The sequence below is a fragment of the Mycobacterium sp. THU-M104 genome (assembly GCF_049197365.1).
In the GTDB taxonomy this organism is placed as follows: domain Bacteria; phylum Actinomycetota; class Actinomycetes; order Mycobacteriales; family Mycobacteriaceae; genus Mycobacterium.
In genome coordinates this window covers 1-14,305 of sequence record NZ_JBMIOP010000081.1, presented here as the reverse complement: position 1 = coordinate 14,305, position 14,305 = coordinate 1, and the positions used below count along the sequence as shown (strand labels likewise).

Annotated in this window: 14 protein-coding genes; 12 read left to right on the top strand and 2 right to left on the bottom strand. The window is 65.6% G+C overall.

Features of this window, described 5'->3' with window-relative positions; genetic code table 11:
• Nucleotides 1-692 precede the first annotated feature (692 nt).
• Entirely contained in the window at nucleotides 693-1,631 is a 939-nt protein-coding gene (locus ACOJVU_RS07645; protein ID WP_095794428.1) for a ParA family protein, read from the top strand.
• Nucleotides 1,632-1,642: 11 nt separating this feature from the next.
• Nucleotides 1,643-2,305 (top strand): hypothetical protein, encoded by a 663-nt coding sequence (locus ACOJVU_RS07640; protein ID WP_141244170.1) that lies wholly within the window; start codon nucleotides 1,643-1,645, stop codon nucleotides 2,303-2,305.
• A gap of 18 nt (nucleotides 2,306-2,323) precedes the next feature.
• Here the strand turns inward: ACOJVU_RS07640 and ACOJVU_RS07635 are convergent, their stop codons facing one another.
• Nucleotides 2,324-2,617 (bottom strand): hypothetical protein, encoded by a 294-nt coding sequence (locus tag ACOJVU_RS07635; RefSeq protein WP_176471043.1) that lies wholly within the window; start codon nucleotides 2,615-2,617, stop codon nucleotides 2,324-2,326.
• A gap of 357 nt (nucleotides 2,618-2,974) precedes the next feature.
• On the opposite strand from ACOJVU_RS07635, the gene ACOJVU_RS07630 reads away from it, so the two are divergent.
• A complete protein-coding gene (locus tag ACOJVU_RS07630; RefSeq protein ID WP_095794425.1) occupies nucleotides 2,975-3,253 on the top strand; it encodes a hypothetical protein in 279 nt (92 codons plus the stop codon).
• Nucleotides 3,254-3,308: 55 nt separating this feature from the next.
• Here the strand turns inward: ACOJVU_RS07630 and ACOJVU_RS07625 are convergent, their stop codons facing one another.
• On the bottom strand, nucleotides 3,309-4,496 hold the full coding sequence (locus ACOJVU_RS07625; protein ID WP_095794448.1) for a helix-turn-helix domain-containing protein: 1,188 nt from the start codon (nucleotides 4,494-4,496) through the stop codon (nucleotides 3,309-3,311).
• Between the two features lie 961 nt (nucleotides 4,497-5,457).
• Between ACOJVU_RS07625 and ACOJVU_RS07620 the strand changes: the two genes are divergently transcribed.
• From ACOJVU_RS07620 to ACOJVU_RS07580, 9 genes are all read left to right on the top strand, one after another.
• Entirely contained in the window at nucleotides 5,458-5,772 is a 315-nt protein-coding gene (locus ACOJVU_RS07620; RefSeq protein ID WP_095794424.1) for a type VII secretion target, read from the top strand.
• 9 nt (nucleotides 5,773-5,781) lie between these two features.
• A complete protein-coding gene (locus tag ACOJVU_RS07615) occupies nucleotides 5,782-7,473 on the top strand; it encodes a hypothetical protein (RefSeq protein WP_176471042.1) in 1,692 nt (563 codons plus the stop codon).
• A gap of 63 nt (nucleotides 7,474-7,536) precedes the next feature.
• A complete protein-coding gene (locus ACOJVU_RS07610; RefSeq protein WP_141224774.1) occupies nucleotides 7,537-7,902 on the top strand; it encodes a hypothetical protein in 366 nt (121 codons plus the stop codon).
• Between the two features lie 84 nt (nucleotides 7,903-7,986).
• Nucleotides 7,987-8,556, top strand: coding sequence for a hypothetical protein (locus tag ACOJVU_RS07605; protein WP_095794423.1), 570 nt, complete (start codon nucleotides 7,987-7,989; stop codon nucleotides 8,554-8,556).
• A complete protein-coding gene (locus ACOJVU_RS07600) occupies nucleotides 8,553-8,846 on the top strand; it encodes a hypothetical protein (RefSeq protein ID WP_289114662.1) in 294 nt (97 codons plus the stop codon). Before ACOJVU_RS07605 ends, ACOJVU_RS07600 begins: the two co-directional genes overlap by 4 nt.
• Before the next feature lie 3 nt (nucleotides 8,847-8,849).
• The gene (locus ACOJVU_RS07595; RefSeq protein ID WP_141244167.1) at nucleotides 8,850-9,437 is read left to right on the top strand and encodes a hypothetical protein; all 588 of its coding nucleotides are present in this window, start codon (nucleotides 8,850-8,852) and stop codon (nucleotides 9,435-9,437) included.
• A 24-nt stretch (nucleotides 9,438-9,461) separates the two neighbouring features.
• A complete protein-coding gene (locus tag ACOJVU_RS07590) occupies nucleotides 9,462-11,987 on the top strand; it encodes a hypothetical protein (RefSeq protein WP_141244166.1) in 2,526 nt (841 codons plus the stop codon).
• Nucleotides 11,988-12,352: 365 nt separating this feature from the next.
• Nucleotides 12,353-12,643 carry a hypothetical protein gene (locus ACOJVU_RS07585; RefSeq protein WP_085165406.1) on the top strand — a complete coding sequence of 97 codons (291 nt, stop codon included), beginning with the start codon at nucleotides 12,353-12,355 and terminating at the stop codon, nucleotides 12,641-12,643.
• Nucleotides 12,644-12,948: 305 nt separating this feature from the next.
• Nucleotides 12,949-14,184: a DUF4226 domain-containing protein gene (locus ACOJVU_RS07580; RefSeq protein ID WP_176471040.1), complete on the top strand. Its 1,236-nt coding sequence runs from the start codon at nucleotides 12,949-12,951 to the stop codon at nucleotides 14,182-14,184.
• Nucleotides 14,185-14,305: the final 121 nt, after the last annotated feature.

The window sequence follows — 14,305 nt, the reverse complement described above, 5'->3', positions numbered from 1 at the left end:
GTGCATTTCCGTCGTCACACGCAACCGGATCGGTCATGGGACACGGGGGCATCTCCCCTGCCCGATGCGTATCCGAGTATGGATGTAGAAACGGCGTTTCAGTCGGGTAAGCAGCCCCATGATGATGGGGCTAACCAGCGGTGGCCTACAACGCATCGCGTGGTGTACTACGAACTGGCTGCATTTAGGGGATGGATAAACCATGGTCAGCCGTGATGCTAAGCGTATATCTAGCCGTAGCCAGATACGGATGCGAAGCAGTGATTCTAAGCGGCGTCAGCAACGGGCCGAGATACCTAGGACAGCGCGGAGCTGGAACCGGGTGAGTAACTCGAATGAGAGTCGTATTCGGATTGCTGCCGTATCACCACAGGCCACAGGTATTGAACGCCGTACCGGTGTGGCGTGGACCATTCCGATCTGCCAACGATTCGTGATGCCCTACAAGCAGCGAGTATCAGACCGGGGTGCTATTCGACTAGGACTGCGGAGCCTCAGAGCGGTGGAGACGCGGAGACATCTGCGGGTCGGTAACGCGCTTAATAACCGGATGGGTAAGTGAGCGACGATATGATTGGTTACCTAGCTGGGTACACGGATACAGACACGGAATCCAATGGGAGGTAACAACCGGATCACCATCGGTTATGTATGGTAGACAGGCAACCGGGTGCCAAGCTACTATCGCGGGTATGACAGCGCTCGCGGAGAAAGTGGTCGTCGCCACGCAGAAGGGCGGCAGCGGTAAGTCGTCAATAGTGGCCGGCATAGGGGTGGCCATTGCCCGCAAGGGCAGAAAAGTGCTGGTCGTGGACGCTGACCAGCAGGGAAACCTGACCATCGACGACCTTGGTGTCCCCGAAGAACGGTGGGATAAAGGCAAGAACCTCGCCATCGCCCTGCAATACGGACCGGGTGGGGGAGTCGCACTTGAGCCGTACCGCAATATCCGCCCAAACCTCGACATTCTGATGGGCGGCCCCGCTATCGGCCAGGTATCCACGGCCATCGCCGCATCAACCGAACCGGTCGATCTGGCCGAGAACCTCGACGCTGCGCTCACCGAGCTGTGCGAACGCGAAGGATACGACATCATCCTGGTCGACTCCGGACACGGCGACAAAGTACTGCTCATCGCCCTTCTGCAGGCCTGCCGCTATCTGGTCGTGCCGACCAAAGAAGATGGGGCGTCCCTCAATGGGGTGCGTCAACTCGCGGCGACCTACCGCCGCGCCAAGCGGTACGGATCCCCGATCTCGCTGATCGGCGTCGTACTCTTCGACGTCAACCCCAACGCCTCGGTGCGGCTCCCGCACGTGTTCAACCAGGTCAAGGAAATGCTCGGATCTGAGGTGGAACCGTTCCAAGCCACAATCCGCAGCGCGCCGGCGTTGGCTATCGACATGCGAGAGCGGCACCTGACCGCCCAGGAGCTCGCTAACCCCAGCGAAGAGCAGAAAGCGACCCTGATGACCGCGCTGCGGAACCGGGGCAGAAGGGACGCCACCGACCGACTGTGGTCAAAAGACCCGGGGGCGGTAGCCCAGGACTACCAGGAGCTGACCCGAGAAGTCCTGATGCGCGCGTCCAAAGAGCGAGCAGCCGCAGCAGCGGCGGGAGCACAGGAGTAAGGAGCGCCCCCATGGCCAAGAAGAGTGTCTTTGACGAATCCGCCCTTGATGACGACCTGGACGAATTCCTACCAAGGGTTGGGGTCGGCAACCGGGCGGGGCAGCCTGATCCGGTCGGTACACCCGCCCCGCCTGCGGCGCCGGTCGAAACGCGAGCGAACGAAGTCCAGGCTGAGACGAGCCCGCCGGGCGGGGGAGTGGGGGCGGCAGGCAGCCGGACCGCGAAAGCTGGCGAATCCGACGGTGAAGGTAACCCGACCGCGGAGATTTCGGCAGACAATCTGGCGAAGCTGCGCAGCTTGAACCTGGCGGAAAAGAAGAAGAACCCGGCCAAGGCCCGCACTTATGGTCAGATCGTGCTCGATGCCATCGACGCCGTCCATGAAGAACTCGCCCGCCACTGGAAACCGGCAGAGAACGCCGAAAAAGCGCCGGGCAGCTTGTTCACCCGCCAACCCGTGGTGCGCAAGCGTCGCCGTCACATTGCCCCGCCGGCCAAGATCGCGCTGACCGGTCTGAACCCGGCTGATGCGAAGACTATCGATGAGCAGCTGGTTAAAGAGTGGGGAGCGCCGTCACGCAGCGCGCTTGTCGATGAGGCGCTGACCCTGTATTTCAAGCGGCGCCGTGGTCCGGCCCGGGCAGAGAAAACGGTCAACTCTGCCGCATCGTAACCTCTCGTGGCACCTCGGCTAACGTGGTGTTTTGGCGAGTTGAGCCACGATTTCGGCAAGTTGGGCGATGTTCTCATCGCGCTGGGCGAGGGCGGCCTTGAGTTGGGCATTTTCGGCTTGCAGTGTGGCGTTGGCCTGTCGCGCGGCTTCGAGGTCTGCGCCTTGAAGCTGGAGCAGATGCTCCCAGTCGGTCGCTGCCGTGGTGGGTGGCCATTTTCCGCGTGCGTGAAGGTACCGCTCGAAGCTGTCGGCGAACAGGAACCATGCTGGGCGGCCTTGGCGGCCGGTGACGTGGCCTTGCTCGGCGTCCACGGCGCCGGTACTGGCCAGCTCTGATGCCCATCGGGGGCTGCGTCCGGCTAGCGCGGCTGCGGTGGCGGCGAGATATGAGCGTTGTCCGGAGGGGCTGAGGACTTCGCCGTGCTCGCCACCTGGCCACGGGGCGCCGACCGGCGAGTGCATCGTCTAACGGTACCTGCTGATGTGCCGATTGCAGCCTTCGATTGCCGAAATCATATCGCAGAATGGGTTACTGATTTCGGAATAGTCGCCACAGACTGAGCCAGCGGGACACACGTAACCGAAATCTTCGAGAAAGGAAGTGTGCTGCGGTAGGCTCGCGATTAACAGTACGGCACGTCTGAGCTGGGATTTCAGAGAGGTTCGGAGATGGTGGGCTTTTCGGAAGATATTCGGAAACCATCGAGCGATGGTGGCGCCGGCGAGGGCTCGGCGATCGGTGCAAAGTCGGACTGGCGTCGCCGTGAGCGGCGTCAAGCACAGAAATACTTTGGTAAGCGCCTGACCGAGGCTGATCACCAGCTCATCAAGAACTATGCGCAAAGCCTCGACCTTGACATGTCGGATCTCATTGCGCCTTACGTCGACAAGATTCTCAAGCAGGCCCGCGCTCACGCTCGGCAGACAACCAGCGCTTTAGCGTCGTAGGTCTGGGCATCCGGAGTTGGGTGCCAGGCCAGGTCTCTGGGCCGACATATAGCGCTTAGCGCCACAGGTCGTCTCGAGTTGCGTCGGGGGCAGGAGAGTCCTCACGGCGGGCTCGTTCGATGAGCGCTTCGAGTCGTGTTTGTTCGGCGGCTGCTTGCTCGGTTCGGCGCTGAGCGCTGCGGCGGCGCGCGGCCGATAGGGCGGCGAATGCTTCAGCACGGCCGGGGCCCGACTGTGCGGCCTGTGCTGCGGCTCGGCCGGCTAGATGTGCGCGGTGCGATGCGGCATTCTCTGCGATGCGGATTCGGTGGGCGGCGCGGTCTTGGGCTTCGCGTGCCTCGTCGAGGGCGGCTGGCCGCTCGGTAAGGTTCTCGGGGCCGTGCCAGGTCAGGATCGCGCCGAGTAGCCCGATCGGGCGGGCGGGGGAGTCGGGGATGCGCCGGCCCACGCCGAGCCAGTCGGTGATGAGCTGATTGAGATCACGCGGGCTCCAGCCAGCGGCCGCAGGGGCGGCGAGCATGGCGGCCCAGCTGGTCGGGGTGAAGCGTCGGGCCCACGGTGGGGCGTGCGGATCGGCCCGCCAGGCCGCGGCCAGGCGCCGACCTCCTCGGTCTGGAGCTGGGCGGCGCGTAGCGACGCCGTGCCGGGCGCCCTTGTGGCGCCCGCGGGTAGTAATCAGTCCTTCTGAAGGTGAGGTGTAAGTGGTTACTGGGGACCGTTCCAGGTGGGGTGACACGCTGTGGATAACCCGGTTGACCTGGGCGTCGTCGTGCAGCGCCCACACGGAAGCCCAGCCGCGGTGGCGATCGCCCATGCGCCAGGAGGCGATGCGTTCGATGTAGGTGCGTTGGCGGCCGCGCAGCACCTCGGTGGCCACGCCGATAAGGCGTAGGCATTCACGTGCCCGCTGGACGGTGCGTTCAGTGAATCCCGTAGCGTCGGCGAGCTGCTCGTTGGTGGGGCGGGCGTTGCGGCCGGTGTCAGCGTCTGCGGTCCGGGCGAACGCGGCCGCGATGACGACCAGGGTTCGTTTGGCGATGCCGCCAGAGGTCATCTGCGGCCGGATGTCGGCGTAGCGCAGGTCGTAGGCCGCCGCGACGGTCACGTGGGCCCAGTAGGCGCCGCCGCCGGACCAGCACGGCACGCCGACGTAGGCGTCGTCGGCGAGCTCGAGGTTGACGAACAGGCTCGGCGGCGGGGGAGCAGCGCCGAGCAGGCGACGACCCCGGCGGATATCGAGCACCTCGGCTACCGGGGTGGTGCGCACGACACCGCGGCGGCGGTGAACGGCGCTACAGCCGCGATATGTTCGGGGCCGCGTAGCAAACGGCCGGTGTTCGTGCGCGGGCCCGGCCGGTCGACGGTCGGGCGATGGTTTGACACGCTGCGCCGGCTCTGGTGCTGGACGCAGGCATGCGCTACCGTAAGAACTGCCTGTCAAAGCAAGTCCCTTCGGGGATGGGCGGTCTACCGCCTGCCCAAAGCCCTCCGGTTGCCTCCGGGGGGCTTTGAACGTTCGGGGGTAGTTAGCGCCTGATGTCGGTATTCAGTTGAGCCGCTGCATGATTCGGGGCCGCGGCACTCAGATGGTCAGGCGCATCGCCTCCATTTGCGGGTGGCGCGGATCAGGGTGGGCACACCCGGTAGTTGGGTGCGCGGCGGCGTGCATGGCTGAGGGATGGGTGCTGGGGTGCGAGGAGCCTTGTGGGGCACCGGCATTGGCACGCATTTGCGCCAATGCGCCGGGCACGGGGGGAAGGGCAGTGTGGCGGCGTGATCCTTCTTGCGGCTCACGAAGGGTGTCCTCTATCCTGGAGCCAGCCCCTTGGAAGGCTTGGTTCCTGTTGTAGGGAGCCCGGATCGAAGGTGGTGCTTCGATTCGGCAGATGGGCCCCGCTTCGGCGGGGCTTTTCTGCGTTTAGCGGGCAGTCGTATTCAGTTGACTCGGGTCGGGGTTCCTCCTGGTGCCTGTGTTGTTGGTGAGTTTTACACGCGCGTCCGCGGATGAACCGCGCCGACACGCGGGAACGGTGATTTGGCTAGTGAATACAGGCGGCGAAGCCGGCCGCGGGGCTCCGGCGACGCGAAATGCGGATCGCCCGGCTCTTGCGCACATGGTAGGTGATGCTACAGACTAGGCAGTGGGTAAACGCAAGTGATGCAGGCATCGTGTCGCGGGCCTGTGACAAAGGAAGCGGTGAAACATGACGGACTCGATCTCCCTTGACACCGACGCTGCAGCGCAGTCGGTCGCGGCTTGGCGTGCCTACGGCGACCAGGTCGAGGCACACGGCCGGCATCACCACATGACGCTTGAGGAACTGCGCGCCGCGGTGGGGGATACCTACGCGCCTTACGTGCAGGCCAAGCAAGCCGAGATGGCGGCGCGCGAGGCCGCCTATCAGCGGGTGGCTGCTAACGCGCGCGGCTTGGCGGATCACCTGAGCAACACCATCACCGTCTTCGAAGCCACCGACGACGAAAACGAGACTCGTATCAACACCGTCTTAGACGCGTAGCCTCAGCCTATGGACCTGACGGTCGACCCCGACGGCCTGCGCGCCGATGCCACCGTTCTGCAGGGCTCTGCGGCCCCAGCAGGGATGGCACCGGTGGCCCAGGCTGCCGCGGCCGACACGGTGTCCACCCATCTGGCGGCCTCGTTGACCACCTGGGCGCAGTCACTGCACCTGCTCAATGACCATGCAGGACAGCTACGGGCAGCCGGCGGGCTAGCGCTTAACGGCACCGCGACGACCCTGTCGAGCACCGACACCGAGAACGCGGCGGCGATCGGCGGCATCCTCGACGGCGCGGCAACACCGGGTGCCCCAAGCCCTTCAATGCCCGGTGCACTTCCCGACGTCGCGTTGCCGACCCTTCCTGTTCCGCCGACGATGACCCCACCAGCGCCCATGCCAGCCGAGCAGATCGCGGCGCTGGTGCATTCCGGCCCCGGCCCGGGGGCTCTGCGGAACTTCGCCAACCACATTCGTGAGGCACTTGGCGCGACGGTGCTCCACACGGCCGCCAACGTTCGCAACGCCGGGACCTCGGTTGCCCAGAATTGGCGCGACGGCCACCAACAGGCGGCCAGCAATATCACCGACCACGCGGACTGGCTGGAGTCCAGTCTTCACCCACAGGTCCTTGCGCTGGCCGACGCCGCCGACGCCGCAGCCGAGCACACCGACTCGTTGATTCAGAGCACGCCGCATCCGCGGGAGTTCACCGATCTGAACCAGCGCTTGAAGGTGGCGATGACCCATTACAACGCCGGCGGGTCGAACGCTGCGCAAGTCGCCTCCCTGTGGGGCGAGCTGACCAAAAAACGAGCCACGGCGATGGCCGCGTTCCAGACCTTCGCCACGGCCGCGCCACCCACGATCGCCGGTGCGGCTCAGCCGCCTACCCCTGCGCCGCCGATCGTGCAGAATCCTGGGGCCGCAGTTGAGCAGCTTCAACCGCCCGCGCATACAGAACAGGCCAGCAAGCATGATGGTCAGGCCGTCGGGCATGACCATCACGGTCACGGCCCGGGTGATCCTGATAATCCCGATCCGGCCGACTCCGGTACTGCTGCACCGCAGCCGACACCTGGGCTGGCAACACCGCCGGCCGCCGCCGCGGCGGCCGATCCGAATACCGCGAACACGGTGGCCAACGTCGCCGGAATGATCATGGGCGCGGGAACCGGCGCCGTCGGCCAGGTCACTCACGGGCTGGGCGGCGGCTCGCCGCTATCGGCGCTATCGAGTCTGTCGTCGCTTCCCGGGATGGGCTCAATGCCCCACATGGGCTCCCCTGAGATGCCCGAAAGCGGCGGGGGACCGGACAACTCGTCGCCTGATGGCCCGGGAGCCGGGGACTTCGGTAGCGGTGGAACCAGTCCCGCGTCCGGCGTCGGGGACGGCGGGGCCGGCGGTGGTGGTGGTGGTGCGCCGATGACAAGCTCGAGCCCGGCCGTTGGCCCGCCCACGGGCTCAAGTGTGGGCGTCGGCGGGCCCGCCACTGGGTCGGCGCCGCCCACCGGGTCTGCCTCGGGCGGCGGGTTCGGCATGATGCCGCCGATGATGGGCGGGATGGGCGGCAAGAACGACGCCGAGCGTAAGTCCGAGGAACGCCGACGGGTTGTCATGCGCCCGGTGGCCAATACCGAAGCGGTGTTCGGTGAGGTTCGTCGTGAACCGCGCCGCCGCGCCGAAAAGGACAAGAAGTAGGGGCTGGTTGAGCGAAGGTCGCTGTATCGCAGCGGATTTCGGACACTTCAAGGGAGATGAGAGATGGCTACACGGGCAGAAATGTCATCGGCGATGATCGATAAACTTCTCGATGCGATCTACCGCTGGGAAGACAAGGTGAATGCGTTCACCGCGACCGGTGATCCCGACGACGACATCGTGTTGACACACGATGGGCGGGGAAGGCTGATCGGCTGCGACATTCGCCCTGGCCTCCAAGAGGAGCTGACTGTCGGTGAGCTCGAGGAGGCGATGAACGACGCGATCGCCCGCAACGCCGCGCGCACGCATGCAGGAATCCAGGCCATGGCTGCGGAGTTCCGTGAAGAGTTTGCACACATACCCGAGGAATTCGCCCAGCATCCGGTGGCCGCCGAATTCGCGGCGGCACTACGCGGTGCGGGCTAACCAGTATTTACGGCCTGGAAAATTCCCGGGCGCAGTGTCGTAGCAGACAGCTACCATTTTTACAGGAAGCAGAAAGAGGCAAGGATGGAAACCACGGATGCCGTGCATGTGAGCCTGGTTCATGCGCGTTTTGCCGCGGACCTGCTTGTCGGGGTGCAGGAGGAATTACTGCGTTTAACGACCGATCTTGACGTCTACATGGACCTGGCGCGTCGAGCCGGCGTCGGAACGAAACTCGACGCAGCGTGGATGGCGATCGCGGCGTCGGCCCCTGGCAACCGTCGAGAGCTCATTGCCGCCGCGGCTTACGCGCAATGGCTCAGCGACCACATTCGGCTGCAATCCGCCCGGTGGAAGCGCGCGGACAAGGCGTCCGCAACCGGATACATGAAGCATTCCGACGAGTCGGCGTTGTTGGAACGGCAACCGGTTCCATTCGAAATAATTGAGCCTCCAAAGGATCCGCCGCCGCACCCGGGTGCGTTGGACAGCACCATCGCAATGCTTCCGGCACCATACTTGGCGCACATTGATCGAGCGCGTGAGTGGTGCGGGCAAGCGCTGTGGGCAACGAGGATGTCGAACACGCAAGGCATGGCCGTGGTTTGTGGGTACATGGAGAGGCTTTTGGGCTGGATGGAGGAAAATCCGTGAGTGAGAGGGTAATTCGTTTAGAGGCCGAGGAGCTGGCATCGGCTACGGGCGGGTGGTTGGCCGCGGCGCCGATCCAGCCCAGCATCCACCCAATCTGCACACCGGGCACTGACCCGATGTCAATGGCTGTGAGCGCCGTTGCGGCCGACTGGCCGGCCGTTCACGAAGCATTGACCGCCAACCGCGCAACTCAGGTCGGCGAGCTGGCCGCCGCCAACGGCGGAACCGAAGCAAATCTCAGCGCAGCCGAGGCCACCAATGTTGAACAAATCACCGGGATCGAGGTCTAGACCATGACCGACCAATACACCTACCCGGCCCACGTGGCGACGCGGCCGTCCGCGCCTGGCAGCTACACGCCGCCGCTACCTCCGCTGCCGCAGGCCTACCCGCCACCCCAGCCACGCAAGGGCAAGGGTGGTCTGATCACAGCGGCGATCGTCGCCGCGGCCGCGATCGCGCTCACTGCCGGTGGTATCGGCGGCCTAATCGGCAACCACATGGCCGGCGGCTCCTCTGCACAGTCCTCGGCGCCGGCGGCAGCGCCAGCGCCGACCGCCGAACAGGTCCACGCCGCCACAGTCGACCTGTGCACACGGTTCGCCGCTGGTTATCACGCGATGCCATCAACACAGAACACTGCGGCAGATGTCATCCCAAGCCTTACTTACATCACCCAGGCATTGAACGATGATCAAGTGGCCGACGGCACAATCCGCAACGCACTGACCGAAAGCCTCAAGTTGGCCCGCGACCAGGCATCGAAACTCACGAACGAACCCGCTCGCGGTGCGATTCAGCCGTCTACTACTTGGACTTCCGCCGCGGCGAATGAGGCGGATCAGCGGGTGTGGGACCTGTGCAGGGCCTACGGGAGCTAGGCAATGGAAACTGCGGCTGACGGAGTGAGCGAGGCGGTATCCGAAGCGGCTCGGGCCGGGGGCCACATCGCCCGCCAGCTGTACACCCAAGGGGTCAGCGCGCTGACAAATGGCGCGGACACCGCCAAGGGTGCAGTCTCTGATCTTGGGGACGGCCCGTTCGGACGTGCGTTAAAGCAGGCATGGCGCCCCGCTGAGCGACTCGGTCAAAGTATGCAAGAGATAGAGGAATTCCACACCGGCCTGGCCAGTCAAATCAGTGACGCTATCGGCACGTCGATGAGCCATTATCGGCGGCGGTTTGAGGCAGCACTATCGGACCAGGGTGAGTCTGGCGATGCCCTACTGCAGGCTCACGACGCGAACATCAGGCTATGGAGCAAGCACCAGGATATGCACGAAGCAGCGTCCACGGCCGCCTCCCAAGCGTTAGTGCATATCAAGGGCTTGCAGGGCCGTATCGACAGCCTCGCCGAGGCCGGCGAGGAGGAATTCAACAAGGCTGTACGCAACCGCGATCCCATAACGGCGATGGAGGTCTGGACCCGATACAACGGGCACGCCGAGGAATCCACCACCGAATCCACCCAGAAAGCCACAAGCGCCATCCGGGCAGCCAACTTCACGATTCCCCTCGACAAACCGCCTGACGCCCCAAAAGACGGGAAACGCTCAGACGGCGATGCCGGAAAGAAACCACCCGACGCAAAACGTTCCGACCCGGAAACCACCGGTCAAACCGCTGATGGTTCTGGTGATGGTAGTGGGCAGAACGGCGACGGTACCGGCGCGCTCAACGCTGGCAGGACGGAACCAGACACATTAGCCAGCAATCAACCTTTGCTTGCCGCCAATGCGGGGCGCACGGACGGCCCGGGCACTTCAGGGACCCCGGGTACGATGCCGCCGCTAACGTCGCTTCCGCAGGCGCTCGGCGGTTCGATGGGTCGGGCCGCTTCTGGTGGTGGTGGTGCTGGTGGTGGTGGTTCGGGGCTTTCGGGTCTGGGGTCGGGATTGAATCCTGGCTCGATGGGGTCGGGTCTGGGCTCCTCGATGCCGACGTCGCCGGCTTCTTCGCTGCCGTCTGCGCCTGCTGCACAGTCCGCGGCGTCGCCGCTGGCGAATGCTGGGTCCAGTTTTCAGTCCGGTCTGGCGTCGGGGATGGGCGCGACGGCGCCTCCTCCGGTGGCGCAGCAGCCGATAGCGCAGCAGGCGATGGCTGCGCAGCAGCCGTTGATGGGTTCCACGGCCGGTAGTGGGCCGGCGGGTGTGCCGATCGCGCCGCATGCGGCGCCGGACGGCGGTGGGGGCGGACCGGTTCAGGGTGGCGGGTCTGGCGTGGGTCCGGTGGGTGGTGCGCCGATGATGCCGCCGGCGGCGATGGGTGGTGGTGGGCCGTTGGCTCCGTACAGTGCGCCGGGTGCGGGTGCGTCGCCACCTGCCGGTGGTGCGCCCACGACTGCGGCGGCTGGTGGTCAGGCTTCGTCTGGTGGCGGTGCGGCGCCTGCTGGCGGTAGTGGGTTGCCGTCTGGGCCGGTCTTAGCGGGCGGGGCCGGGTCGGGTAGCGCGATGGGCGGTATGGCTGCGTCGGCGTCTGAGGTGAGTGCGGATATGTTGTTGGCTCAGCGGGTGCTTGGCGGGTTGGTGCGCGGCTGCGAGTTCTGGCCGTCACCGATCGCGTGGGCAGTCGGGGTGGTGAAAACCCCGGTGGGCTCCCAAGTTGTGGTGGCCAACAGTGTAGGCGGCGGAAGTTACTTGCCCGCAACGGTTTTCCTTCCATCGACGGCGCGGTTGGCGGTGGTTGATCCGGCGTTGCCGTTTGGGTGGGCACAGCGGTGGATGGGGTGCCAGAAGCCGTCGAAGATTCTTGTTGATCATTTCGAGCGGTTGAGCAAACGGGTTGCGGGGGCCTCGATTTCGGCGATGGTCACCACAGAGTTATGGCCTGTGGAGCCGGCGGGTGTGGGCGAGTTCTTGGGGCTTCAGCATCGCCAGGCGTTGGCGTTGCTCAGCGTGGCGCCGGTGCTGGATGGGGCGCATCAGCATCGTTTGACAGCTCTGGATCCTGTGCTGGCGCAGCGTGTTTCGTCGATCGCGTCGAATGGGGATGTGGCGGTGCGGGCGGCTGCGCAGTTGACGGCGACGGTGATCCGGGCCGCGCAGGCGCCGGATGCAACCGGCAAGCCTTTGGCGTTTGAAGACGAGGTGAACGTCTTGCAGGCGGTGTCGGCGGGGACTGCCGACGAGGCGACCTGGTCCGCGTATAACGCGAAGGTCGCGACCCGCGATGGTGAGGCGTGGCTTTGGCCGGAGTCTCACGCGGCTCTTGATCACGACGGCTCGGAGCTGAGCGAGTCGATGAATCTGTGGTATCGGCGTTATTTCCAAGGTGGTCGGATTGTCGAGCTGGTGCAGTGGTGGAAGAACAGCGCTGCGCCGTTGGCCGAGATCGCCTATTGCGGGGTGCAGGCCGGGTTCGGGGCGGTCGTGACCGCGACGATTAGTGCTATCGAGGAGCAGCTGCGCCGCGGTGGTGGGCCGCGCTCGTGACCCCTGCTTGGCGTGCGCCTGACCCGGCCGAGCTGACCGCGCGTGATCGCCGGCGCCGGGTGCGCGATTGCCTTGCCGGCGCCGGGGGCTGGGTGGAGCGGTCGCGGCGGCGAGTTGCCTTGTGGCCGGATGTGATTGGGTTTGCGCGGCATGAGCATTGGTGGCTCCTCGATGATCCGCTGAGCAGGCAGTGGCTGCCGGCGTACTGGACGGCGCACGTCTAGAGGCGATGCCGGTGAGTGCGGGGGGACGACGACGCCTGAGGTTCCGGGTCGGATCATTGCGTTATTTCTGTTCACGATTGCTTATGTGTGTGTAGACTGCTTTGATGTAGGGGTTGGTGGTGCGTCCAGGAAGGGGTAGCGGTGGACGACCTTGCTGAGGACGAGACGGCGGTCCCTGATGTCCGCGTTGTGGCGTCGGCGGTGTCAGCTAAGAGGAGCCTGGCGGTTGAGGTGGGTGACACCGGATGCGTCGTGGGGGTTCGGCTGCTGTCTGATGCGGTGCGGCGGTGGGATTCCTACACGTTCGGGGAGCGGGTCGTTGCTGTGGCCGATGTGGCGCACGACCGGTATCTGTCCAATCAACGCAACGTCGACGGGCACTATCCAGACCCCGCAGAGGTTGCCCGCGCTGAACGCAAGCTCAATTTCTAGGAAGGGACGGCACCGCAATGTCGAATGATGGCTGGGATTCGATCGGTTCAACGATCGAGCGGGTGTTAGGGCCTGCTGTGCTGACCCCGATCTTAGGACCGTTGGCCCCGGTCGTGGGGGGACTGTTCGGCCATGGGCATGCTCCGCAGGCTCCTGCTCCTGCGCCTGGTCCGGCGCCGAGCCCGCCGCCTGACCCGCACGGTCCGCCGAGTACGCCGCCGCAGGGTCAGTTGCCGTCGCCGCCGGCGGGTCCTGTTCCTGGCTCGGGTGCGGCCACGGATCAGGCCAATGCTGACGCTGGTCGGGTGGCTGAGGTGATCGCTCAGTTGCACGAGTTGGATAAGAGTGCCGCGGCGACGATTGACGCGATTCATGCTGCGGGCGCTGCTGGGCAGAAGCAGTTGGACAATATCGGCAAGGATGTTGACGACAAGATCACCGAGTTGGGGCCTCGGTTGAACACTCCGGCCGGACAGCAGGAGTTGCGCGACTTTTTGAAGGAGAAGCTGACCGCGGCAAAGAAGGTGATTGATCAGCAGATTGCCGATGCCGAGGATAAGGCGCGTCACACCCGCGAGTTGACCGAAAAGTATGCCGGTATCGGCGGTGATGACTCCGGCAAGGCCGGCACCGAACCTGCGGCCGCGCATGGTGGCGGCGGTAGTGGTGGCGGCGGCGAGGGTAGCGGCGGTGGTGGTGCAGGGGAGCAGGGCACCACGCCGGCGGCGGCGCCGGGCGCTGCGCCGGGTACGCCCCCGCCTGGGCAGCCGATGATGCCGGGTGCGGGCATGATGCCCGCCGGGATGGGGATGCCGTCGATTCCGTCATTGGGCGGTATGCCTGGCTTGGGCGGTGGTGACCCCTTGGGCGCGTTGGGTGGTCTGGGCGGTGATCGTGGCGCTGGCTTCCACGACGACGACGGCAACCTTGGCGGGGACTCCTCGAAGCAGGGTGGGTCAGGACCGAAGTTCCACGACGACGACGGCTCGACGGGTCCGGCGTCTGGAAAAACCGACCACGACGGCACGGGGACGACCCCGGCGTCAGCGGGCGGTTCAGCGGGCGATGGCAGCGGGCCGGGCACCGAGCTGGCGGGCAATCACGCCGGTCACGCTGGCGACCCCGGTGCTGGGCAGGTTCCGGCGACGACGAGCGTGTCGCTGCCCGATGGTGAGACCAGCCAGGCGCGCACTGCGCAGGGCGCTTCGGCGGCGAAAGCGGCGCTGGGCGGCGCGACGGTGGCCGATGCGTGGCATCAGGCGGGGGTGACGGTGCCACCGCCGGGGACTCCTGTCACCGATCCGATTCCCCCGACGAAACTCAAGGCGGGCGATGTGGGTATCTGGCAGGACCATCTGGTGATGGCCTTGGGCAACGGGAAGGTGTTGGTGTCAGGGCAGCCGCAGCCGCTGTCGAGCGTGGGATCGGGCCCGGACTTCTTGGGGTGGATGGACCCTAGCGCGTTGGCTCCAAAGGGCTCTGCGCCCGCCGCGCCGCCTGCACCGGCTGCACCGCCTCCACCGCCGGCGCAGCCGTCTTAACTGATCGGCGGGCACGATGTCCACTCTTGACGGGTTTGTGCGGGCTGCGGGTGCGGCGATGGGCATGGCTCGGGAGAGTTTCGGCACGGGTGGCGGGGTCGCGTTGGCGCCGCCGCCGGGG

Bases quoted from the DNA above. Each gene is read 5' to 3' on its own strand.
- ACOJVU_RS07645 (WP_095794428.1), top strand. From the start codon at position 693: ATGACAGCGCTCGCGGAGAAAGTGGTCGTCGCCACGCAGAAGGGCGGC.
- ACOJVU_RS07640 (WP_141244170.1), top strand. From the start codon at position 1,643: ATGGCCAAGAAGAGTGTCTTTGACGAATCCGCCCTTGATGACGACCTG.
- ACOJVU_RS07630 (WP_095794425.1), top strand. From the start codon at position 2,975: ATGGTGGGCTTTTCGGAAGATATTCGGAAACCATCGAGCGATGGTGGC.
- ACOJVU_RS07620 (WP_095794424.1), top strand. From the start codon at position 5,458: ATGACGGACTCGATCTCCCTTGACACCGACGCTGCAGCGCAGTCGGTC.
- ACOJVU_RS07615 (WP_176471042.1), top strand. From the start codon at position 5,782: ATGGACCTGACGGTCGACCCCGACGGCCTGCGCGCCGATGCCACCGTT.
- ACOJVU_RS07610 (WP_141224774.1), top strand. From the start codon at position 7,537: ATGGCTACACGGGCAGAAATGTCATCGGCGATGATCGATAAACTTCTC.
- ACOJVU_RS07605 (WP_095794423.1), top strand. From the start codon at position 7,987: ATGGAAACCACGGATGCCGTGCATGTGAGCCTGGTTCATGCGCGTTTT.
- ACOJVU_RS07595 (WP_141244167.1), top strand. From the start codon at position 8,850: ATGACCGACCAATACACCTACCCGGCCCACGTGGCGACGCGGCCGTCC.